15 protein-coding genes, 10 tRNA genes and 3 rRNA genes are annotated in these 21,556 nt (G+C 46.9%); 27 read left to right on the forward strand and 1 reads right to left on the reverse strand.

The window, feature by feature from the left end; translation table 11 throughout:
* Window positions 1-91: 91 nt before the first annotated feature.
* From dnaX to NST94_RS00765, 26 genes are all read left to right on the forward strand, one after another.
* Window positions 92-1,861 (forward strand): DNA polymerase III subunit gamma/tau, encoded by a 1,770-nt coding sequence (gene dnaX, locus NST94_RS00640; protein WP_076280419.1) that lies wholly within the window; start codon window positions 92-94, stop codon window positions 1,859-1,861.
* A 47-nt stretch (window positions 1,862-1,908) separates the two neighbouring features.
* Window positions 1,909-2,220 carry a YbaB/EbfC family nucleoid-associated protein gene (locus NST94_RS00645; protein WP_036679924.1) on the forward strand — a complete coding sequence of 104 codons (312 nt, stop codon included), beginning with the start codon at window positions 1,909-1,911 and terminating at the stop codon, window positions 2,218-2,220.
* A gap of 38 nt (window positions 2,221-2,258) precedes the next feature.
* Window positions 2,259-2,858: a recombination mediator RecR gene (gene recR / locus NST94_RS00650; RefSeq protein ID WP_036679922.1), complete on the forward strand. Its 600-nt coding sequence runs from the start codon at window positions 2,259-2,261 to the stop codon at window positions 2,856-2,858.
* A 137-nt stretch (window positions 2,859-2,995) separates the two neighbouring features.
* Window positions 2,996-3,247, forward strand: a complete 252-nt coding sequence (locus NST94_RS00655) for a DUF2508 family protein (protein ID WP_076187197.1) — start codon at window positions 2,996-2,998, stop codon at window positions 3,245-3,247.
* Between the two features lie 33 nt (window positions 3,248-3,280).
* Entirely contained in the window at window positions 3,281-3,547 is a 267-nt protein-coding gene (locus NST94_RS00660) for a pro-sigmaK processing inhibitor BofA family protein (RefSeq protein WP_038568084.1), read from the forward strand.
* 301 nt (window positions 3,548-3,848) lie between these two features.
* Window positions 3,849-5,406: ribosomal RNA gene (locus NST94_RS00665) — 16S ribosomal RNA — on the forward strand.
* 124 nt (window positions 5,407-5,530) lie between these two features.
* Window positions 5,531-5,647, forward strand: a 5S ribosomal RNA gene (rrf, locus tag NST94_RS00670).
* 46 nt (window positions 5,648-5,693) lie between these two features.
* A tRNA-Ile gene (locus NST94_RS00675) sits at window positions 5,694-5,770 on the forward strand.
* 24 nt (window positions 5,771-5,794) lie between these two features.
* Window positions 5,795-5,870, forward strand: a tRNA-Ala gene (locus tag NST94_RS00680).
* A gap of 139 nt (window positions 5,871-6,009) precedes the next feature.
* Window positions 6,010-8,935, forward strand: a 23S ribosomal RNA gene (locus NST94_RS00685).
* The 16S, 23S and 5S rRNA genes sit together here with 10 tRNA genes alongside, the layout of an rRNA operon.
* 82 nt (window positions 8,936-9,017) lie before the next feature.
* A tRNA-Ser gene (locus tag NST94_RS00690) sits at window positions 9,018-9,109 on the forward strand.
* 30 nt (window positions 9,110-9,139) lie between these two features.
* Window positions 9,140-9,216 (forward strand) — tRNA-Met (locus NST94_RS00695).
* A gap of 8 nt (window positions 9,217-9,224) precedes the next feature.
* Window positions 9,225-9,300: transfer RNA gene (locus NST94_RS00700), tRNA-Val, on the forward strand.
* A 31-nt stretch (window positions 9,301-9,331) separates the two neighbouring features.
* Window positions 9,332-9,407 (forward strand) — tRNA-Thr (locus NST94_RS00705).
* 14 nt (window positions 9,408-9,421) lie between these two features.
* A tRNA-Asp gene (locus NST94_RS00710) sits at window positions 9,422-9,499 on the forward strand.
* Between the two features lie 62 nt (window positions 9,500-9,561).
* Window positions 9,562-9,634 (forward strand) — tRNA-Phe (locus tag NST94_RS00715).
* Window positions 9,635-9,642: 8 nt separating this feature from the next.
* Window positions 9,643-9,728: transfer RNA gene (locus NST94_RS00720), tRNA-Tyr, on the forward strand.
* A gap of 5 nt (window positions 9,729-9,733) precedes the next feature.
* Window positions 9,734-9,806, forward strand: a tRNA-Lys gene (locus tag NST94_RS00725).
* 149 nt (window positions 9,807-9,955) lie between these two features.
* The gene (locus NST94_RS00730) at window positions 9,956-11,050 is read left to right on the forward strand and encodes a helix-turn-helix domain-containing protein (RefSeq protein WP_036687042.1); all 1,095 of its coding nucleotides are present in this window, start codon (window positions 9,956-9,958) and stop codon (window positions 11,048-11,050) included.
* Window positions 11,051-11,161: 111 nt separating this feature from the next.
* Window positions 11,162-12,283, forward strand: coding sequence for a sn-glycerol-3-phosphate ABC transporter ATP-binding protein UgpC (ugpC, locus tag NST94_RS00735; RefSeq protein ID WP_076126826.1), 1,122 nt, complete (start codon window positions 11,162-11,164; stop codon window positions 12,281-12,283).
* A gap of 210 nt (window positions 12,284-12,493) precedes the next feature.
* Window positions 12,494-13,432 (forward strand): HPr(Ser) kinase/phosphatase, encoded by a 939-nt coding sequence (gene hprK, locus NST94_RS00740; RefSeq protein ID WP_036687047.1) that lies wholly within the window; start codon window positions 12,494-12,496, stop codon window positions 13,430-13,432.
* Window positions 13,433-13,444: 12 nt separating this feature from the next.
* Window positions 13,445-14,476 carry a prolipoprotein diacylglyceryl transferase gene (lgt, locus tag NST94_RS00745; RefSeq protein ID WP_076126827.1) on the forward strand — a complete coding sequence of 344 codons (1,032 nt, stop codon included), beginning with the start codon at window positions 13,445-13,447 and terminating at the stop codon, window positions 14,474-14,476.
* 5 nt (window positions 14,477-14,481) lie between these two features.
* The gene (ppaX, locus tag NST94_RS00750) at window positions 14,482-15,138 is read left to right on the forward strand and encodes a pyrophosphatase PpaX (protein WP_076126829.1); all 657 of its coding nucleotides are present in this window, start codon (window positions 14,482-14,484) and stop codon (window positions 15,136-15,138) included.
* Complete coding sequence (locus NST94_RS00755) at window positions 15,135-15,644, forward strand: acyltransferase (RefSeq protein ID WP_170914218.1); 510 nt, start codon at window positions 15,135-15,137, stop codon at window positions 15,642-15,644. Before ppaX ends, NST94_RS00755 begins: the two co-directional genes overlap by 4 nt.
* A 299-nt stretch (window positions 15,645-15,943) precedes the next feature.
* On the forward strand, window positions 15,944-17,152 hold the full coding sequence (locus tag NST94_RS00760) for an acyltransferase (protein ID WP_076179137.1): 1,209 nt from the start codon (window positions 15,944-15,946) through the stop codon (window positions 17,150-17,152).
* Between the two features lie 111 nt (window positions 17,153-17,263).
* Window positions 17,264-18,421 (forward strand): acyltransferase, encoded by a 1,158-nt coding sequence (locus NST94_RS00765; RefSeq protein ID WP_339281546.1) that lies wholly within the window; start codon window positions 17,264-17,266, stop codon window positions 18,419-18,421.
* Between the two features lie 70 nt (window positions 18,422-18,491).
* On the opposite strand, the gene gntK is transcribed toward NST94_RS00765, so the two are convergent.
* Window positions 18,492-20,021: a gluconokinase gene (gntK, locus tag NST94_RS00770; RefSeq protein ID WP_076303380.1), complete on the reverse strand. Its 1,530-nt coding sequence runs from the start codon at window positions 20,019-20,021 to the stop codon at window positions 18,492-18,494.
* Window positions 20,022-20,301: 280 nt separating this feature from the next.
* Here gntK and NST94_RS00775 point away from each other — a divergent pair, with 280 nt between their 5' ends.
* Window positions 20,302-21,519: an ATP phosphoribosyltransferase regulatory subunit gene (locus NST94_RS00775; RefSeq protein ID WP_036687060.1), complete on the forward strand. Its 1,218-nt coding sequence runs from the start codon at window positions 20,302-20,304 to the stop codon at window positions 21,517-21,519.
* Window positions 21,520-21,556 lie beyond the last annotated feature (37 nt).

A 21,556-nucleotide genomic window follows, 5' to 3' on the forward strand; every position in this document is an offset into this window, starting at 1 on the left:
TTTTTGTTTTTGGTCAATAGCCGATGAATATAGTATAATAAATTTGCGACAAATGCCGGGAAAGCGGCAGCTTAAGAGAGGGTAATGCATAGTGGAACATATCGCGCTGTACCGTGCTTGGCGGCCGCAGTCGTTTCAAGACATGGTTGGACAACAGCACATTATCCAAACGCTGCAGAACGCAATTCGTGAACAGCGGGTTTCGCATGCCTATCTGTTCAGCGGTCCGCGGGGAACTGGTAAGACAAGTGCTGCTAAAGTCTTAGCTAAAGCGGTTAACTGTGAACGTGGGCCAGGTCCGGAACCTTGTAACGAATGTCCATCCTGCCTGCGAATCGCTGCGGGTAATGTAATGGATGTGCAGGAAATAGATGCGGCATCAAACCGGGGCGTAGAGGAGATCCGTGATCTGCGTGAGAAGGTGAAGTATGCACCTACCGAGGTGCGCCGTAAAGTGTATATCATTGATGAAGTGCATATGCTGACGACAGAAGCTTTTAATGCTCTATTAAAGACTTTGGAGGAACCGCCGTCACATGCGATGTTTATTCTTGCGACAACGGAACCTCACAAATTGCCGGCGACAATAATTTCCCGTTGTCAGCGTTTTGACTTCCGTAGAGTGGCGTTAGAAGAACAGACCGCCCATCTGACTGCTATTTGTGAGAAGGAAGGGATTACAGCGGATAACAACGCATTGCAGTATATTGCCCGTCTATCTGATGGTGGTATGCGTGATGCATTGAGCTTGCTGGATCAGATTTCATCCTTTACAGATGGTAATGTTACGTACGAGCAAGTGTTAGGAATGACAGGGGGAATTCCCTCCGAGCAATTTGCACGTCTTGCCACTGCCATATTAGAAGGTGATATGGGTCTTCTTCTGGAGCTCGTTGAGCAGCTTATGCATGAAGGTAAAAGTGCAGATAAATGCCTAGAGAATCTCATGTATTATTTCCGTGATTTATTGATGATTAAGATGGTACCCGAGGCCGATCAATTAACAGAGCGGGTGCTGAATCCTGCTGAATTTAAAGATATGGCCACCGCATTTTCTCGGGAGCGTCTATTTCAGATTGTAGATACAATCAATAAATACCTAGGTGAAATGAAATACGCAACACATCCTCAGACACTGTTTGAAGTGGCGCTGATGAAGCTTTGCAGCTTGCAGCAAGAGGTAAGTCAGAGTGCCGCATTTGCTCCGTTAGGTGAAACAAATGCCGGAGTAAGCGCGAATAATTCGAGCATTGACTCTGGTGAACTGGATCTTCTCAAAAGACAGATCGCAGCACTGGAGAAGAAGCTGGAACAGGCAATGCAATCCGGTGGTATTTCCGGAGGAGGGCGTGATGGTTCTCCTGCACCGAAATCGCACGCGGTTCCAACACCGCGGGTTTCTTCAGCCTCCAAAATGCCTCCTAACGTAGATAGGTTTATTGCTGGTAAGGATAGTCCCGATTTTGCAGCTATCTATAAACAGTGGAGCCTTGTCCTGCAAGGAGTAAAAGAGGAAAAGGTAACGGTTCATGCATGGTTTGTAGACGGTGAGCCAGTATCGATTATGGAGGATGCGGTACTTGTTGCATTCAAGAACACGATTCACCGCGATACTACTGAGAAGCCGGCAAACAGACAGGTTATTGAGAGTGTGCTTGCAGCGCGTCTAGGCAAACCTTATAGACTTGTAACCATGATGCTTCGTGACTGGAATGAAGCTGCCCAGAAGTCTGTGGGACAGACTGGCAAAGAAGAACTGCAGCTGGAGCATGAACACGATACTGCAGAAGCTAAACCTGAACCTTGGATTGATGAGGCTATCCAGCTTTTTGGAGAAGACCTTGTTGTCATAAAAGAGTAATATAAACATACTAGCGCTAATTGCGCATTCCAAAGGAGAGACGATGTATGAATAATATGAACCAAATGATGAAGCAAGTTAAGAAAATGCAGGAGCAAATGCTTAAAGCTCAAGAGGAACTCGGAGGCAAGGTTATTGAGGGTTCATCAGGTGGCGGCGTAGTTACTGTTCAAGTAAACGGCCACAAAAAATTGCTGTCTATTCAAATTAAACCGGAAGCCGTTGATCCGGAAGATGTTGAAATGCTGCAAGATCTTGTAATCACTGCTGTAAATGATGCATTGACTCAAGCTGAAGAGCTTGCTAACAATGACATGGGTAAATTCACTGGTGGAATGAAGATCCCAGGCTTGTTCTAATAGCCCACTCCACTTCAGTCTAAAGGAGAATTATTAATTTGTATTATCCCGAACCGCTAGCTAAGCTGATCGATGCTTTTACGCGTTTGCCCGGGATTGGACCGAAGACAGCCGCCCGGTTAGCTTTTCATGTGCTTAACATGAAAGAGGATGAAGTCATTGATTTTGCAAAAGCGCTAGTAAGCGTCAAACGCAATCTTCACTATTGCTCGGTCTGCTGTAATATTACGGATACGGACCCATGTAAGATATGTCAGGACAAAACTAGAGATCCTTCAGTGATATGTGTGATTCAAGACTCTAAGGATTTGGTGGCTATAGAACGAACCAAGGAGTTTAATGGATATTACCATGTTCTTCAGGGTGCTATTTCACCTATGGAAGGTATCGGCCCTGATGATATTCGCCTGAAAGAATTATTGACCCGTCTGAGTGATGAGAGAGTAAGTGAGCTTATAATGGCGACTAACCCCAACATTGAGGGAGAAGCAACGGCGATGTACATTTCTCGTCTTGTTCGGCCGTTTGAGATTAAAATCACCAGGATAGCTCATGGCTTGCCTGTAGGTGGCGATCTTGAATACGCTGATGAAGTTACTTTGTCCAAAGCATTGGAAGGCCGTCGCGAGCTATTCTAGCAGCTCTATAGTGGTATTTTTCAAAAAGGAAGCCCTCGGGTTTCCTTTTTTTTGTTCTAAGTTTGTCCCTATCCCGATATGAATGAGAATAACGAGATGTGTATTTTGCATCAAAATTATTCTGAGGAGGAATTGAAATGGGATGGTGGAGAGAACTGTGGTGGGGAGTGGATAAGGAACAAGGCGAAAAGGAAAGTGAGGGATGGGAAACCCTCTTAGAGGTCCGTAAGGCGCATTCAGAGTGGGAGAGGGCGTACTTGATGTTCGACGAGGCGTTGGGACAGGATCAGATAGATTACGCGATATATATTTTGGAGGCTGCAGAACGTAAATATCAGATACATCTCAAACATGCAAAAAGCTTGGGGTTGAACAGCAGTCAAATATAAGGGCTTATAAATAAATGTATAAGGGGGATCTACATGCTTAGAATGATAGCTATGGGCGTATTGATATTATCCGTTATCCTATTAGGTTTAGTTGTATTTAGAAAAAAGCTGGGTTTTGGGTGGCTAAGTTTATTTGGGGTTCATTTGGTATTGGCTGCACTCGGGATATATGTAGTGAACTTCTCAGGTTTGCTCACGCAGGTGTATATCCCTTTGAACCCTGCAACTATAGGCGCAGTAACGGTTCTTGGGCTTCCTGGCGTGGTGATGTTACTCGGATTAAGAATAATTTTATTTTAATGCTTGACGTGGCTTTGAAAAATATGATACATTAAGTCTCGCCCGTTTGGACAAGCTGTTGATTAACAACTTGCTGAAATGGTCAAGCAAAAAAAGAAATTAAAAAAATGCTTGACGAAAACAAAGGCGCTGTGATATATTATAAAGGTCGCTGCTGACAAGCAACGACGACGAAAGATGAGACATTGATCTTTGAAAACTGAACAACGAGTGAGTGGGAAATCACGTAAGTGAAATCCAAATTAGAGAATTAATTTTCTCGTCAGATGTTTCAAAATGAGCATATCGCTCTTTTCAATACTAATTGGAGAGTTTGATCCTGGCTCAGGACGAACGCTGGCGGCGTGCCTAATACATGCAAGTCGAGCGGAGTCATTTTGAAAGCTTGCTTTCAAAATGACTTAGCGGCGGACGGGTGAGTAACACGTAGGCAACCTGCCCTTCAGACTGGGATAACTACCGGAAACGGTAGCTAATACCGGATAATTTCTTTTTTCTCCTGAGAGAAGAATGAAAGACGGAGCAATCTGTCACTGAGGGATGGGCCTGCGGCGCATTAGCTAGTTGGTGGGGTAACGGCCCACCAAGGCGACGATGCGTAGCCGACCTGAGAGGGTGAACGGCCACACTGGGACTGAGACACGGCCCAGACTCCTACGGGAGGCAGCAGTAGGGAATCTTCCGCAATGGGCGAAAGCCTGACGGAGCAACGCCGCGTGAGTGATGAAGGTTTTCGGATCGTAAAGCTCTGTTGCCAGGGAAGAACGTCCGGTAGAGTAACTGTTACCGGAGTGACGGTACCTGAGAAGAAAGCCCCGGCTAACTACGTGCCAGCAGCCGCGGTAATACGTAGGGGGCAAGCGTTGTCCGGAATTATTGGGCGTAAAGCGCGCGCAGGCGGCTATTTAAGTCTGGTGTTTAAACCTTGGGCTCAACCTGAGGTCGCACTGGAAACTGGGTGGCTTGAGTACAGAAGAGGAAAGTGGAATTCCACGTGTAGCGGTGAAATGCGTAGATATGTGGAGGAACACCAGTGGCGAAGGCGACTTTCTGGGCTGTAACTGACGCTGAGGCGCGAAAGCGTGGGGAGCAAACAGGATTAGATACCCTGGTAGTCCACGCCGTAAACGATGAGTGCTAGGTGTTAGGGGTTTCGATACCCTTGGTGCCGAAGTTAACACAGTAAGCACTCCGCCTGGGGAGTACGGTCGCAAGACTGAAACTCAAAGGAATTGACGGGGACCCGCACAAGCAGTGGAGTATGTGGTTTAATTCGAAGCAACGCGAAGAACCTTACCAGGTCTTGACATCCCTCTGAATCTGCTAGAGATAGCAGCGGCCTTCGGGACAGAGGAGACAGGTGGTGCATGGTTGTCGTCAGCTCGTGTCGTGAGATGTTGGGTTAAGTCCCGCAACGAGCGCAACCCTTAACTTTAGTTGCCAGCAAGTAATGTTGGGCACTCTAGAGTGACTGCCGGTGACAAACCGGAGGAAGGTGGGGATGACGTCAAATCATCATGCCCCTTATGACCTGGGCTACACACGTACTACAATGGCCGGTACAACGGGAAGCGAAGCCGCGAGGTGGAGCCAATCCCATCAAAGCCGGTCTCAGTTCGGATTGCAGGCTGCAACTCGCCTGCATGAAGTCGGAATTGCTAGTAATCGCGGATCAGCATGCCGCGGTGAATACGTTCCCGGGTCTTGTACACACCGCCCGTCACACCACGAGAGTTTACAACACCCGAAGTCGGTGGGGTAACCCGCAAGGGAGCCAGCCGCCGAAGGTGGGGTAGATGATTGGGGTGAAGTCGTAACAAGGTAGCCGTATCGGAAGGTGCGGCTGGATCACCTCCTTTCTATGGAGAATCGTTCTCTGCGATGAGAACATTCAAATCGGAAGCTAAGCTTCCACGATAGAACCCTCGGGTTCGAACACTCACTCGTGTTCAGTTTTGAAAGAGCAAGTCTCTTTCGTATGCGTTTGGTGGCGATAGCGGAGGGGTTCCACACGTACCCATCCCGAACACGACCGTTAAGCCCTCCAGCGCCGATGGTACTTGGACCGAAGGGTCCTGGGAGAGTAGGACGTTGCCAAGCGGACAACCAATTCATTGGTTGATTCACAATGTTATATATGTTATATGGGCTTTTAGCTCAGTTGGTTAGAGCGCACCTCTGATAAGGGTGAGGTCGGTGGTTCGAGTCCACCAAGGCCCACCATATAACATTATAGAGTAATTTTATGGGGCCATAGCTCAGCTGGGAGAGCGCCTGCCTTGCAAGCAGGAGGTCAGCGGTTCGATCCCGCTTGGCTCCACCATAAATTTTTAAATGAATAACTTTTTTAACTTGATCCTTGAAAACTGGATACCGAAACGAATTTGCGTTTTAGAACATCTTTTAGCAACTTGTGCAAACAAGTAAATGTTATTAGTGAGATTTTTCTTCGGAAGAATCAAGGTTAAGCTAATAAGAGCACACGGAGGATGCCTAGGCGCCAGGAGCCGACGAAGGACGTGGCGAACAACGAAACTGCCTCGGGGAGCTGTAAGCAAGCTTTGATCCGGGGGTGTCCGAATGGGGAAACCCAGCTGTGGTAATTCGCAGTTACTCATTTCTGAATACATAGGAAATGTAGAGGCAGACCAGGGGAACTGAAACATCTAAGTACCCTGAGGAAGAGAAAACAATAGTGATTCCGTCAGTAGCGGCGAGCGAACGCGGAACAGCCTAAACCTAAGAGCTTGCTCTTAGGGGTTGTGGGACGTCTCACATGGAGTTACAAAGGAATATGGTAGGCGAAGAGGTCTGGAAAGGCCCGCGATAGAGGTAAAAGCCCTGTAACCTAAACTGTGTTCTCTCCGAGACGGATCCCGAGTAGTGCGGGGCACGTGAAACCCCGTATGAATCCAGCAGGACCATCTGCTAAGGCTAAATACTACCTGGCGACCGATAGTGAAACAGTACCGTGAGGGAAAGGTGAAAAGCACCCCGGAAGGGGAGTGAAATAGAACCTGAAACCGTGTGCTTACAAAAAGTCAGAGCCCTATTAATGGGTGATGGCGTGCCTTTTGTAGAATGAACCGGCGAGTTACGTTTAACATGCAAGGTTAAGCCGAGAAGGTGGAGCCGCAGCGAAAGCGAGTCTGAATAGGGCGAATTAGTATGTGGACGTAGACCCGAAACCGTGTGATCTACCCCTGTCCAGGGTGAAGGTGCGGTAACACGCACTGGAGGCCCGAACCCACGTACGTTGAAAAGTGCGGGGATGAGGTGGGGGTAGCGGAGAAATTCCAATCGAACTCGGAGATAGCTGGTTCTCCCCGAAATAGCTTTAGGGCTAGCCTCGGTATAAGAGTAGTGGAGGTAGAGCACTGATTGGGTGCGGGGTCCGCAAGGATTACCAAGCTCAGTCAAACTCCGAATGCCATATACTTATTGCCGGGAGTCAGACAGTGAGTGCTAAGATCCATTGTCAAAAGGGAAACAGCCCAGACCATCAGCTAAGGTCCCCAAGTGTGTGTTAAGTGGGAAAGGATGTGGAGTTGCACAGACAACCAGGATGTTGGCTTAGAAGCAGCCACCATTGAAAGAGTGCGTAATAGCTCACTGGTCGAGTGACTCTGCGCCGAAAATGTAACGGGGCTAAACACACCACCGAAGCTATGGCTAGATACTATGTATCTGGGGTAGGGGAGCGTTGTGTAGGGGTTGAAGGTGTACTGAAAAGAGCGCTGGACACTACACAAGTGAGAATGCCGGTATGAGTAACGAAAAGATCAGTGAGAATCTGATCCGCCGAAAGCCCAAGGTTTCCTGAGGAAGGCTCGTCCGCTCAGGGTAAGTCGGGACCTAAGGCGAGGCCGAAAGGCGTAGTCGAAGGACAACAGTTTGAAATTACTGTACCACCGTAATCCGCTATGAGCGATGGGGTGACGCAGGAGGGTAGTGACGCGGACTGATGGATGTCCGTCTAAGCAGTGAGGCTGATGTGTAGGCAAATCCGCACATCATTAAGGCTGGGCTGTGATGGGGAGCGAAAATTGTAGTAGCGAAGGTCATGATCTCACACTGCCAAGAAAAGCCTCTAGCCAGGAGAAGGTGCCCGTACCGCAAACCGACACAGGTAGGCGAGAAGAGAATTCTAAGGCGCGCGGAAGAACTCTCGTTAAGGAACTCGGCAAAATGACCCCGTAACTTCGGGAGAAGGGGTGCCCCGGTAGTGTGAATAGCACGAGGGGGCCGCAGTGAAAAGGCCCAAGCGACTGTTTAGCAAAAACACAGGTCTGTGCGAAGCCGCAAGGCGAAGTATACGGGCTGACGCCTGCCCGGTGCTGGAAGGTTAAGGGGAGTGGTTAGGGGTAACCCGAAGCTATGAACCGAAGCCCCAGTAAACGGCGGCCGTAACTATAACGGTCCTAAGGTAGCGAAATTCCTTGTCAGGTAAATTCTGACCCGCACGAATGGCGTAACGACTTGGGCGCTGTCTCAACGAGAGATCCGGTGAAATTTTAATACCTGTGAAGATGCAGGTTACCCGCGACAAGACGGAAAGACCCCATGGAGCTTTACTGCAGCTTGATATTGAATTTGGGTACGATCTGTACAGGATAGGTGGGAGCCGTAGAAATCGGAGCGCAAGCTTCGGTGGAGGCGCCGTTGGGATACCACCCTGATCGTATCTAGGTTCTAACCTAGTACCCTTACCGGGTACGGGGACCGTGTCAGGCGGGCAGTTTGACTGGGGCGGTCGCCTCCTAAAGAGTAACGGAGGCGTTCCAAGGTTCCCTCAGAATGGTTGGAAATCATTCGCAGAGTGCAAAGGCATAAGGGAGCTTGACTGCGAGACCTACAAGTCGAGCAGGGACGAAAGTCGGACTTAGTGATCCGGTGGTACCGCATGGAAGGGCCATCGCTCAACGGATAAAAGCTACCCTGGGGATAACAGGCTTATCTCCCCCAAGAGTCCACATCGACGGGGAGGTTTGGCACCTCGATGTCGGCTCATCGCATCCTGGGGCTGAAGTAGGTCCCAAGGGTTGGGCTGTTCGCCCATTAAAGCGGTACGCGAGCTGGGTTCAGAACGTCGTGAGACAGTTCGGTCCCTATCTGTCGTGGGCGCAGGAAATTTGAGAGGAGCTGTCCTTAGTACGAGAGGACCGGGATGGACGTACCGCTGGTGCACCAGTTGTTCCGCCAGGAGCATGGCTGGGTAGCTACGTACGGACGGGATAAGCGCTGAAAGCATCTAAGCGTGAAGCCCCCCTCAAGATGAGATTTCCCAATTAGTAAGACCCCTTGAAGACGACGAGGTAGATAGGTTGGAGGTGGAAGTGCAGCAATGCATGGAGCTGACCAATACTAATCGGTCGAGGGCTTATCCTATACGTAGAATGCAGATTCGTTTCGGATTCAGTTTTCAGGGAGTCAAATTCCTGTTTGGATTGCTGTGGTACTGATATCGTTTGGAGAGATACCCAAGTGGCTATAAGGGGACCCTCTGCTAAGGGGTTAGACTGCGTAAGCGGTGCGTGGGTTCGAATCCCACTCTCTCCGCCATTTTCAATCCATAGCAATACTAATTATTGTGGCGGTGTAGCTCAGCTGGCTAGAGCGTACGGTTCATACCCGTGAGGTCGGGGGTTCGATCCCCTTCGCCGCTACCATAATACCTGGAGGCTTAGCTCAGCTGGGAGAGCATCTGCCTTACAAGCAGAGGGTCGGGGGTTCGATCCCCTCAGCCTCCACCATTTTCATCTTTTAGAATTGCTTTTACACCGTGCCGGTGTAGCTCAACTGGTAGAGCAACTGACTTGTAATCAGTAGGTTGGGGGTTCAAGTCCTCTCGCCGGCACCATTTTTAATTAATGCGGAACCGTGGTGTAGTTGGCCTAACATGCCTGCCTGTCACGCAGGAGACCGCGGGTTCGAATCCCGTCGGTTCCGCCATTTTTTCCACAAAATGAGTGGGAAGTGTAAGACTTTTCCGCTTAATTGTCATGTAATCTTATGGCTCGGTAGCTCAGTCGGTAGAGCAGAGGACTGAAAATCCTCGTGTCGGCGGTTCGATTCCGTCCCGAGCCACCTTTTTTGGGGGATTAGCGAAGTGGCCAAACGCATCAGACTGTAAATCTGCTCACGTACGTGTTCGGTGGTTCGAATCCATCATCCCCCACCATTTATGAGCCATTAGCTCAGTTGGTAGAGCACCTGACTTTTAATCAGGGTGTCGAAGGTTCGAGTCCTTCATGGCTCATCCCAAACAGAAAGTCATCACCTTAGGGTGGTGGCTTTTTTTGTGTTTTTATGTCGTATTATAGTAGCGCGCTGCTGTAGTGATTAACATAATATTAGAGAATATGCTAAAATAGGCGAAAAGAGCAAAAGTGGTGGAGTATGGTGACTATGGATAGCGAAACATTGCGAAAAAAGTTAGAGCAGCTCACCGGAAAGAAAACCGGAATCAAGCAGTTAGGGAGGCAACATTCAGCTTCTCTTTTTAGCCTGGGATTGGAAGCACAAGAACAGCCGGTAATCCATGAAGGTCATCTTTGGGCACCATTATATGAGACTGATGGACGTGTAACCGCTGTCTGGGTGGAATTGGATGGACTTAACTCTTTGGAAATACAATTAGTGAATTATGCAGTTCGAAACTTTGCAATTGCACTAAAAGCTACTGGGGTTAGAGAAGAAGGGGAAGCGGAGGCTCGGCAGCTGGGTACCTGGTTGAACACCGAACTGGAGCAAGAGAAAAATGACTCTGAGATACCCGATGAGATGGCTCTAAAGGGACGTTTATTCGGAGATATGGTTCCATTCCTACTTAGCAGTGAGAATGCACATAGCCCGCAGATCACTTATCGTTCCTTAATGAAGCTGCTGCGCAGCTATTTTGAGAATGAAATTCTGCTTATACCTCTTCAAGAAAAAGAATGGTTAATATTGGCCCGGAAGGAACTACTCACGGGCGGAGATGATAAGGATGAGGAAGAAGAGAGTGTAGATGAAATTCTGGCTCAGACCAGTATGGGCTTGCACGAACTGATAGCTAGCGAATGGGTAGGTGTATTCCATTTGGCTGTAGCTCCGGCTATCGTTCCTGTTAAGGGATTGACGGGATCCGTGGCCTTGCTGAGGGAGACTATTGTACTCGGACGTATTTTCCAAGTGGGTGAATATATTCATTTACCTTGGGAGCTGCATTTGGAACGTTTGGTTAACAGCATTCCTGATGCACGGCGTAAACAGTTACTTGGACAGATTGGCGACTATTCTTCCGTATTATCGGATAAAGAGATGCTGATGACCCTGGAGACGTTTTTTGAGATGGATTGTAATGTAAGTGAAACAGCCAAGAAGTTATATATTCATCGCAACACGCTTTTATACCGTCTGGACAAGATAAAACAGGAGACGGGTGCCGATGTGCGTAGCTTTGGGGACGCTGCTATTGTGAAGCTTACTATGCTTTTGTATAAAGTGACGAAAAGGAAATAGGTTTTTTGTGAACGTTACAAATAGCCACCGTGTCCCGTCTAGGGTAATATAAATGTACAAGGAAAAAAGAATTTTTCAATTAATCAATAATTAACTCGAGGGGGAAATACAATGGCAGGCGTACGTTTAGAGCATATTTTCAAAAAATACCCGGGTTCAGATAAAGCAACAGTAATGGATATCAATCTTGATATTAAAGATAAGGAATTTCTAGTATTGGTTGGACCATCCGGTTGCGGTAAATCCACAACTTTGCGTATGATCGCTGGTCTGGAAGAAATCTCCGAAGGTAAAATGTACATTGGCGATCGTGTAGTCAACGACGTTGCACCTAAAGACCGCGATATCGCGATGGTATTCCAATCCTACGCCCTGTATCCGCATATGAGCGTATACCAAAACATGGCTTTCGGTTTGAAACTTCGTAAAGTGAAGAAAGATGAAATCGACAAGAAAGTACGTGAAGCTGCTAGAATTCTCGATATCGAGCATTTGCTAGATCGTAAACCAAAAGCACTTTCCGGTGGTCAACGCCAACGTGTCGCTTTGGGACGCGCTATCGTACGTGATCCACAAGTCTTCTTGATGGATGAGCCTCTTTCCAACTTGGATGCTAAACTTCGTGGTCAAATGCGCGCTGAAATCACTAAACTGGTTAAACGCCTTGAAACCACTTGTATCTACGTAACGCATGACCAAACAGAAGCTATGACAATGGGTGACCGTATCGTAGTTATGTATGATGGTATCATTCAACAAGCTGCTTCCCCTGAAGAGTTGTACAATGAACCAACTAACCTGTTCGTAGCTGGATTTATCGGATCCCCTACAATGAACTTTATCAATGGTACTTTGTCCGAAGCAAACGGTTCTATCCGTTTCCGCGCTGAGAACCTTGATGTTGAAGTACCAGGCGGAAAAGCTCAAATCATCCGCAGCAAAGGCTACATTGGCAAAGAAGTAATTATGGGCGTTCGTCCAGAAGATATCCATGAAGAGCCAGTATTCTTGGAAGCTTCCCCGAACACAATCTTTACTTCATTGGTTGATGTAACTGAAAACCTTGGTCACGAAATGCTCCTTTACTTGAGCGGCCTTGGTAAATCTACTGTAATCGCTCGTGTAGATGGACGTTCCACTACTCGCGAAGGCAGCAAGCCAAAACTGGCTATCGATATGAACAAAGTTCACTTCTTCGATAAAGAATCCGAAGTTAACATTCTGTTGGGATAAGATCGCAGGATCTTTTCTCTCTTGATAAAGCCACCCGAAAGGGTGGCTTTATTGTTTAATTAGGGTCGTAATGGATAGGCGTTAAGATTGCATTCACAAGCGTTATCAATTAAGATAGCAGGAGAATTACCTCCGGAATTGTAATGAGATCGCTGTCAACCGGACGCAGTAAGCGGACATATACCGCAGGTGACGAAAGGACGAATTTACATGGCTAAGAAAGTAAAAGTATCTGAATTGGTACAACATTTTCAATTAGAGGTTATTTCCGGCCAGGAAGGTCTAAAACGACCTATTACGGTCGATGACCTGAATCGCCCTGGACTAGAGATTGCTGGTTATTTCGAATATTATCCGGAAGAACGTGTTCAACTATTAGGTAAGACAGAACTCGCATTCTTCTCCATGCTGCCTGAAGCTGAACGTAAAAGTAGGCTTCGTGGAATCTGTAATGACAATACCCCTTGTATCGTAATTACCCGTAGTTTGGATGTGCCACAGGAGTTAATTGATATAAGTAATGAAAAGGGACTTCCTGTGCTTCGTAGCTCGATGGCTACGACTATTTTCTCCAGCCGTTTGACGAGCTTCTTAGAAGGGAGATTAGCCCCTACAGCAACGATTCATGGTGTACTCTGTGATGTATATGGTGTAGGTATGCTGATTACTGGTAGTAGTGGTATTGGTAAGAGTGAGACAGCCCTTGAACTTGTAAAACGTGGACATAGACTGATCGCTGATGATGCCGTGGAAATCCGCCAGACTTCAGATAACCAGCTGCATGGTACAGCCCCTGAGTTGATCCGTCACTTGTTGGAAATTCGCGGAGTAGGTATCATTAACGTAATGACACTTTTTGGTGCGGGTGCTATCCGTAATCATAAACGGATTACACTTGTCGTTAGATTAGAGGCTTGGCAGCAAGACAAGCAGTATGACCGGCTTGGACTTGATGAGGAAACAACGCGGATTATTGATACCGATGTTCCACTTGTAACCATTCCTGTACGTCCAGGACGTAACCTTGCCGTTATTATTGAGGTTGCTGCGATGAACTATCGCCTGAAGCAAATGGGCTTTAATGCAGCCCTGCAGTTTACGAATAAGTTAACTGCGACCATATCTGAGGATATGGACGATCTCGATTAGGAGTGTGAGACAATGTTCCCATTAGCAATAGATCCTATTGTATTCTCAATTGGATCACTACCTGTACACTGGTACGGGTTAATACTAGGGGTCGGTGCACTCGCGGGATTATTTCTTGCGATCCGCGAGGGCAAACGGTTCGGAATCCCGCAAGAATTCTTTATGGATATGCTGCTACTGGGTGTACCCTCGGCAATTATAGGGGCACGGATTTATTTTGTAGCTTTTAAATGGGACGATTATAAGCATAATCTGATAGACGTCTTTAAGATCTGGAATGGCGGCATCGCCATTTACGGCGCATTAATAGGAGCGATTATTTGCGGAATTATTTATTTCCGTTATAAGGGTTACCCTTTCTGGCGTATTGTTGATATTTGTGCACCTGGACTACTGGCGGGTCAAATGATTGGCCGCTGGGGAAACTTTGTCAACCAAGAGGCATACGGCAGCGTAGTTGAGGAATCTTTTTTACGGGATAAACTGCATTTACCTGACTTCATCGTTAATCAAATGTACATAGGAGATGCTTTTCATCATCCGACCTTCCTGTATGAATCTCTTTGGAGCTTACTAGGGATTGCGTTATTGATGGTTCTCCGTCGTCAGAAGTTTGTACGTGCTGGAGAAATCTTCATGTCTTACTTTATATGGTATTCCATCGGTCGGTTCTTCATCGAGGCTGTGCGTACTGACAGTTTAGCTTTTAACGGAAGTGCAGGACTGGCTTCGTTTATAAACGGCTTATGGAGTCCGATGGAATGGTTAGGTTTTGAACAAGGATATCTGGATCCTGCCTATGGTAATATTCGTATTTCTCAGCTGCTTTCTCTACTGATTATTGTGGCAGCTATATTGCTGATCGTTATTCGCAGAGTAACCGGAGAGCCTAAAGCACATTATTCTGACCCTATCGTATGTACTAAACCGATCCAAGCAGATACTGTAGTGCCAGAAAGCGCAGTAAATACACCGCAGAAAACTCGTCAAGGAACACAACCTGAGCAAGGACAGCCAGCGGATGGAGATAAGAAGGAGCAGTAAAACTTATGATAGAATGCGTTCTTTTTGATCTGGATGGAACGATTGTCGATACGAATGAGCTAATCATTAGTTCATTTATGTACGCGCTGAAGGACAATGGTCTGGCTCCACTGACCAGAGAAGAGATAATTCCGCATATGGGAACAACCCTTCAGCAACAGATGAGAGTATTCTCTGGACTAGAGGATGTAAATGGTACGTTAGAAAAGTCCTATCGTTCTTATAATAATGAGCATCATGATGAGTTAGTGCGTTCCTTTCCGCTTGTAAAGGAGACCATTGAGGAGCTCTCGCGTCGTGGGATCAAACTTGGGATTGTAACTACTAAGATCCGTCCAACAACGATCAAGACCCTGGAAAGGTTCGATTTACTTAAGTACATGGATACGATTGTGACTGTGAACGATGTTACTGAACCAAAGCCACATCCGGAGCCCGTACTGACAGCGGTCCACAACCTTGGTGTTGATCCTCGCAAAACCTTAATGATAGGTGACAGTGCAGTTGATATTCAATCAGCCAAAGCTGCCGGTGTATACGCTGCTGGAGTATCTTGGTCTTTGAAGGGCGAGGATACGCTCCGCAAGTATGATCCGGACTTTATCATCCATAACATGAAGGATATTATAGAAATTATGGAGCGAGGAACGAATGAATCGTGAGAAACGTAACCCGTTATCCAGTAGAAGGTCATAACTCACTTTGGTATATTTACCGTACGGTCAGCCCTTGGAAGGGTGTCCGCAACTTTATTTTTATTCAGATTGCCCGCTATTGTCCGATTCTACCGTTAAAGAATTGGATCTATCGACGGATGCTGGGGATGAAGGTTGGTAAACACACGGCTTTTGGTCTTATGGCAATGGTGGATGTGTTTTTTCCGGAGAAAATAACGGTAGGTGAGAATTCTATTATTGGTTATAACACGACGATTCTGGCGCATGAGTATCTGATCAAGGAATATCGCCTGGGCGAAGTGGTGATCGGTGAAAATGTATTGATCGGCGCGAATACAACGATTCTTCCCGGTGTAACCATTGGAGATTGGGCAGTTATAGCTGCTGGCTCCGTGGTGCACAAAAATGTGGCGGCTGGCTCTTTTGTCGGAGGCAATCCTCTGCGAGAGCTGCGCCCCTCTTCAACGGAAGAACATGCGGAACAAGTGTAAACGATGCTTTTTTAACCCTGCAGTTACATATTGCGTTTTTTTAGCGCAGGTTCTGCAGGGTTTCTTGCGTCTTAGAGAAGATTATTAAGGAAACTTTAAGTTCTTCTTAAGTTTTTAGAACAGATACATTCGATATAATTAGCGTTAGTGATAAGGATAAGGCGAATCCCACGCTAGGCATTCAGCTTCAAATATCAGAATGTAAAATCAGCAGGTGCAGGCTTCCTGGTATTTTCAGTTTCCACATTCCGCTTAGCGTCTCTATGAACAACCATCATAGTAGAGAAGAGGAATATAATATGAACACTGCGAGACAGGAAAGGCTGCCCCAGCTGGATATTTTCAGAGCATTAGCGATCTTAGGCGTATTGCATGTGCATTCCTCATCTTTTGCCGCTGGAGAGCAGGCACTGCATTCCCCTTATTATTACTGGCTGAATTGGATCAACATTTTCTTTAAATTCGGTACGCCCTCATTTATTTTTCTGAGCAGCTTTGTATTGTTTTATAATTATTATGGGCGTCCTGTGACACGCAGCTTGATTATTAATTTCTACCGTCGTCGATTAAAGTATATTTTATTACCTTATCTGCTAGCCTCTATGGGCTATTACGCACTAACCTTATATGTGAACGGACGATTGACCCAGAACCTCGGTGGCAACCTGTACAGCTTTATTAGAGCGTTATTCTCAGGTTCCGCATATGCGCATTTGTATTTTGTATTTATCAGCATTCAGTTTTATTTGCTTTTTCCAGTACTGCTTAAGCTACTCCAGAGTTCCCGCTTTTTAATTAAATGGGCGGTTCCGCTCGGATTGGCACTTCAGTGGGGGTTTATTTTCTGGAATAAATACGAACTGCACATTGTTGAAAAAGGGAGCCTGGCGATCTCTTATCTGGCTTATTATATGATGGGTGCTTATATCGCAATTCACTTTGAGAAGGTGAAGACTTGGCTGATGAAGCCATGGAGGGGGCTAACTGCCAAGCAAAAAGGATGGACTGCCCTGTTAGTGAGCGGGTGGTTAATTGCAGCCTTTATCCATGTGCAGCTATGGTATGTGGCCCGCCATTTTGGGGTGTGGACGGATTCGCTGTGGTACGAGCTATTATGGAATGTCCATACGATGTTATCAGCATTGGTTCTGTTGTATGCTACATTCCTGATCTATCGTAAGGCCTCTCGCGGGATTGTTGCTTTTTTAACACGTTTGGGTGAACTCTCATTTGCGATATATTTGATTCATCCGCTATTGCTGGCGGTATATCGCAGGTTCCGATATCAGATTCCCCTAGAGTCGCTAACATATGTTTTGTTCATCTACGGAGGGCTTGTGGTCGCACTGGGAGGGAGCTGGCTTATTGTGCAGTTTGCTTTCCGGCGAGTTCCGGGTTCATGGATTATTTTTGGAAGCGTGCCTCGCTCTTTGGAATCCAGTCCGGAGGAAAAGTCAGGTTATATCTCTGAGGAACGGGCAAAGGGGTTCGTGCAGCAGGAGAAATAGCGTTAGAAGAAGGTCTGATACACGCACACGCTAAAACGTGGGGAAGTAGCCTTCATAATATTTGATTAAAAAGGCATCATTTCGATGCGGAGCTTAACAGGAGGAAAGATTATGAGACAAAAAGAAAGAATTCCGCAGCTGGATATTTTTCGGGCGATTGCTATTTTTGCAGTGCTGGCTATTCATGCTACTTCACGAACGTTGGCGGAGACACTAGGTACAAACATGTTTCATCCGTTCTTATTTATTAATAAATTCAGCCAGTTCGCCGTACCTTCATTCATATTTTTGAGTGGGTTCGTGCTCTTCTATAACTATATTGACCGTCCGCTGGGTGGCAAAACGCTAGGAAAGTTCTACACTAGAAGGCTGCTTTATATTATTGTGCCTTATGTAGTATTTTCACTGCTGTATTTTGCGTTAAAAATGAATGCCGGGAATACTTGGGGCTTACCTCCGGGGGAGATGGCTTCTAAGCTATGGAAGTATTTATGGACAGGAACGGCATATACGCATCTGTATTATATTATTATCATTATTCAGTTTTACGTGTTATTTCCGCTTATTTTGTGGTGTTTGCAAAAGGTTCGTCATCTGGCGGCTTGGGCGCCACTGATCGGGTTATTACTACAGTGGGGTTTTGTGCTGCTGAATAAATACATGACCAATCACGGGTATTGGCAGTTATCCAAGGGGAGTCTGGCGATCACTTATTTCTCGTATTTCCTGCTGGGTGCTGGGATTGCAGTGTATTACTCTTCTTTGAAAAAATGGTTAGTGCCTTCACGTGAAGGCTGGCGCGCCGGTAAAGGTCCGGTTTGGATTACGTTGTGGTTGTTATGGATTGTAGCAGGGGTTGTTCATGTTGAGCTATGGTTTAACAATTACACGAAAAAAACTGTCATCAACAGCTTATGGTATGAGGGTTTCTCTAATTTACATGCGCTGCTCTCTTGTGTGGTGCTGTTGCAAATCTCCTTCTTGCTCTATGGGGCGGGTCGTAGCTTGCTGACAAGACTTTTGGTATCTGTGGGAGCATGCTCCTTCGGAATTTATCTATTGCACCCTCTGCTGCTGTATTTCTATAGAAAATTACCGTTTCACGGGGGTTCTCTTGCGTACATCGCAGCGATTGTAGGAGGATGGCTTGTTGCGCTGCTGGTTTCATGGCTGGCAGTGGCTCTCGTCTTCCGGTATGTGCCTGCGTCTTGGATTATTTTCGGATCAGGCGCACAAAAGAAAGCAAAAACAGGCTCCATAAGCGCATAGTCTACTGCTAGGTAATATAAAAGCGCCGGTCTCCCGTATATGCGGGTTGACCGGCGCTTTTATATTTTGTCTATTCTCCAGCTTGTTCCCGCTGAAACTCCGCAATAGCTTGATACTGGCTTTCCAGACTACGGTAGACGGAAATATAAATCGGCAGCAGCTGCTTGTACACTTTGGTATGTTCATCAATCGGATCATGCTGGTAAGTTGAACCGATCATGTCGAATACAACATCGAAGGAGTCCACACGGCCCGTTGCGTAAAGACCAAGCACTACTGCTCCGAGGCAGGAGCTTTCGATACTCTCCGGAATGATGACCTCTTGATCAAAAATATCAGACATCATCTGCCGCCAGACTGAGGAGCGGGCGAAGCCGCCTGTAGCCAAAATTTTGCTAGGACGCCCGATTTGCTCTTCCATAGCCAGCAGAACCATATACATATTGAAGATTACGCCTTCTAGTACCGAGCGAATCATATGCTCCTTATGGTGATTCATAGAAAGGCCGAAGAAGGAGCCACGAGCATCAGGATTCCACAGCGGTGCCCGTTCACCAGTTAAGTAAGGATGGAACAGAAGACCACCGCTACCTGCCGGAACTTGTTCCGCGATGCGCGTTAGAACCTCGTAAGGGTCAATGCCAAGACGTTTGGCGGTTTCGACTTCAGAAGCAGCGAACTCATCCCGTACCCAGCGGAACAACATACCGCCGTTATTAACGGGCCCTCCGATCACCCAATGTTTTGGGGTTAAGTTATAACAGAAGGTCCGTCCTTTAGGGTCGGTAAGCGGGTGATCCACTACGGTGCGAATCGCTCCGCTTGTTCCAATCGTAGCAGCCACTACACCGGGTTTAATCGCGCCTACGCCAAGGTTGGACAAGACGCCATCACTGGCTCCTACGACAAAAGGTGTCGTGGGGAGCAGTAACAGCTCCTCTGCTAGACCGGGAAGCAGGCCTTGCATGATCTCTGTGGTGGGAACAAGCCGTGAGAGTTGATCTGGTGAAATATGGGCTATCTCCAGGGCCTCTTTATCCCACTCCAAAAGTTCAAGGTTGAGCATGCCTGTAGAAGAGGCAATGGAATGATCGATGATGTATTCGCCGAACAGCCGAGCGAATATGTATTCTTTTATAGAAATGAATTTATAGGCTTGTTGGAACAACTCAGGCTGCTCATCCCGAAGCCACATTAGCTTGGTAATCGGTGACATAGGATGAATAGGCGTTCCTGTGCGCAAGTACAACTCATGTCCGTTAAACTCGTTCTTCAGGCGAAGTGCAGACCCGGCACTACGGTTGTCAGCCCAAGTGATGCAGGCAGTAAGTGGTTTACCCAGCTGATCAATTGCAATGACACTGTGCATGGCTGAACTGAAAGAGACGAATAGGATCTTATCTGGAGATACGGCGCTTTGCCGCATGACATTAGAGAGGGTATGAAAGACTGCACGTAGGATTTGCTCTGGGTCCTGCTCCGCTATAGAAGGGGAGGGTTGATGCAAGGGATAACCCATATTCGCTTGTGCAACTATGGCTCCATTCTCCTCGAAGAGAACTGCCTTTGTACTTGTAGTACCAATATCAACGCCAATCATATAGGATTTAGTCAAGCGTTAGCCCTTCTTTCTAGGTGAAAGTATATTTTTAGAACACCAATTACAAAATTATGAAGTACAATCGTATTAGCTCATTATAGTATTCGATAAGCGGGGAGGCAAAAATAAAGAAAATGCCAAACGCTCAACTAAGGGTTTGATTGACGAAAAAGCAGTGAACATGATACGATATTGAAAATACTTTAATTTGCTACCACTTTACCATAGTAAAGTAAACATAAACAGTATCTAATGATAACTGACGAGGTGAACAATGAAGATGTCCAAACCAAAGGGATTTGAGAAGCCGTCTGGCGTTCGGGACTATCTGCCCCGGGCCGTAACGAAATTGCGCAAAATTGAGAACGATGTACTGCATTGCATGAGTCGCTGGGGATATCAGCAAATGATGACTCCAACGTTGGAATATTACGATACAGTTGGCGTGGCTAGCTCTACGTCCGACCAGAAGCTCTATAAATTACTTAACAATCGTGGTCAGGCTTTGGTGCTTCGATCAGAAATGACTGCCCCGGTTGCCCGTGTTGTTGCCTCTCTATTAAAGGATGAGCCACTGCCATTGCGTCTGTCATATCACGCGAATGTATTCCGTGCCATTGAGGAAGAAGCGGGGCGGGAAGCGGAGTTCTTCCAGACAGGTGTAGAGCTGGTAGGTGATGATTCACCTGAAGCTGATGCGGAGGTAGTTGCGCTTGCTATTTCTTCGCTGCAAGCCGCGGGTGTGAAGTCTTTTAAGATCGCTATGGGGCATGTAGGCTTTCTAAATGGGTTATTTCAAGAGGCACTTCCTGAACTGCCTGAGGCTCAAGAGGAGCTGAAAAGTCATTTGCTGGGCCGTGACTATGTTTCTTTCCGGGAGACTTTACGGCGGCTGGATCTTACAGAAGCGCAGAAGAACGAACTGGATGGGCTGCTGCGTCTGCGCGGAGGCAAGGAGATTTGTGGACAGGCGCTAGAGCTGAGCAATCATCCGCTCGCGCGTCATTCGATTGATCATTTGTGCAAGGTGTGGGAGGTGCTGGTCTCTTACGGCGTATCACAGCATGTACTGATTGATCTGACGATGATCGGGGACTTTTCCTATTATACTGGCATGACTTTTGAAGGTTATGCAGCGGAATTAGGATTTCCGGTATGCAGTGGTGGTAGATACGACAATCTGCTGCAACAGTTTGGGCGTCCGATCCCATCCACAGGATTTTCCTTAAAAACGAATCGCATCCTGGATGGTGTAACTGGAGTGGTCGAAGAGGAAGAGCTGCCTATTTTGATCCAATATGATGCGATTCGCAGAAAAGAAGGCTTGGAAGAGGCAACACGCCTGCGGTCAGAGGGTCATGCAGTCGTTACTAGACTTGCTGCAGGTCCAGAAGAGCTTGAAACGGTGAAGCGTTTGGATACGGACACGGTTGAAGCAGAGGGTGTACGGTACGGTGAGATCTATACATTCGTATCTTTTGTAAGTGAGCATGGCTGAGGATATCGCTAGTACAAAAAGCGATTAACATAAATTT

Origin of the sequence: Paenibacillus sp. FSL H8-0282 (genome assembly GCF_037963825.1) — a bacterium.
Lineage (GTDB): Bacteria > Bacillota > Bacilli > Paenibacillales > Paenibacillaceae > Paenibacillus_AQ > Paenibacillus_AQ odorifer.

What these genes read in the sequence shown, in the direction of transcription:
- NST94_RS00645 (WP_036679924.1), top strand. Translation starts at nt 1,909, where the DNA reads ATGAATAATATGAACCAAATGATGAAGCAAGTTAAGAAAATGCAGGAG.
- NST94_RS00655 (WP_076187197.1), top strand. Translation starts at nt 2,996, where the DNA reads ATGGGATGGTGGAGAGAACTGTGGTGGGGAGTGGATAAGGAACAAGGC.
- NST94_RS00660 (WP_038568084.1), top strand. Translation starts at nt 3,281, where the DNA reads ATGCTTAGAATGATAGCTATGGGCGTATTGATATTATCCGTTATCCTA.
- NST94_RS00730 (WP_036687042.1), top strand. Translation starts at nt 9,956, where the DNA reads ATGGATAGCGAAACATTGCGAAAAAAGTTAGAGCAGCTCACCGGAAAG.
- ugpC (WP_076126826.1), top strand. Translation starts at nt 11,162, where the DNA reads ATGGCAGGCGTACGTTTAGAGCATATTTTCAAAAAATACCCGGGTTCA.
- hprK (WP_036687047.1), top strand. Translation starts at nt 12,494, where the DNA reads ATGGCTAAGAAAGTAAAAGTATCTGAATTGGTACAACATTTTCAATTA.
- lgt (WP_076126827.1), top strand. Translation starts at nt 13,445, where the DNA reads ATGTTCCCATTAGCAATAGATCCTATTGTATTCTCAATTGGATCACTA.
- ppaX (WP_076126829.1), top strand. Translation starts at nt 14,482, where the DNA reads ATGATAGAATGCGTTCTTTTTGATCTGGATGGAACGATTGTCGATACG.
- NST94_RS00760 (WP_076179137.1), top strand. Translation starts at nt 15,944, where the DNA reads ATGAACACTGCGAGACAGGAAAGGCTGCCCCAGCTGGATATTTTCAGA.
- NST94_RS00765 (WP_339281546.1), top strand. Translation starts at nt 17,264, where the DNA reads ATGAGACAAAAAGAAAGAATTCCGCAGCTGGATATTTTTCGGGCGATT.
- gntK (WP_076303380.1), bottom strand. Translation starts at nt 20,021, where the DNA reads ATGATTGGCGTTGATATTGGTACTACAAGTACAAAGGCAGTTCTCTTC.
- NST94_RS00775 (WP_036687060.1), top strand. Translation starts at nt 20,302, where the DNA reads ATGTCCAAACCAAAGGGATTTGAGAAGCCGTCTGGCGTTCGGGACTAT.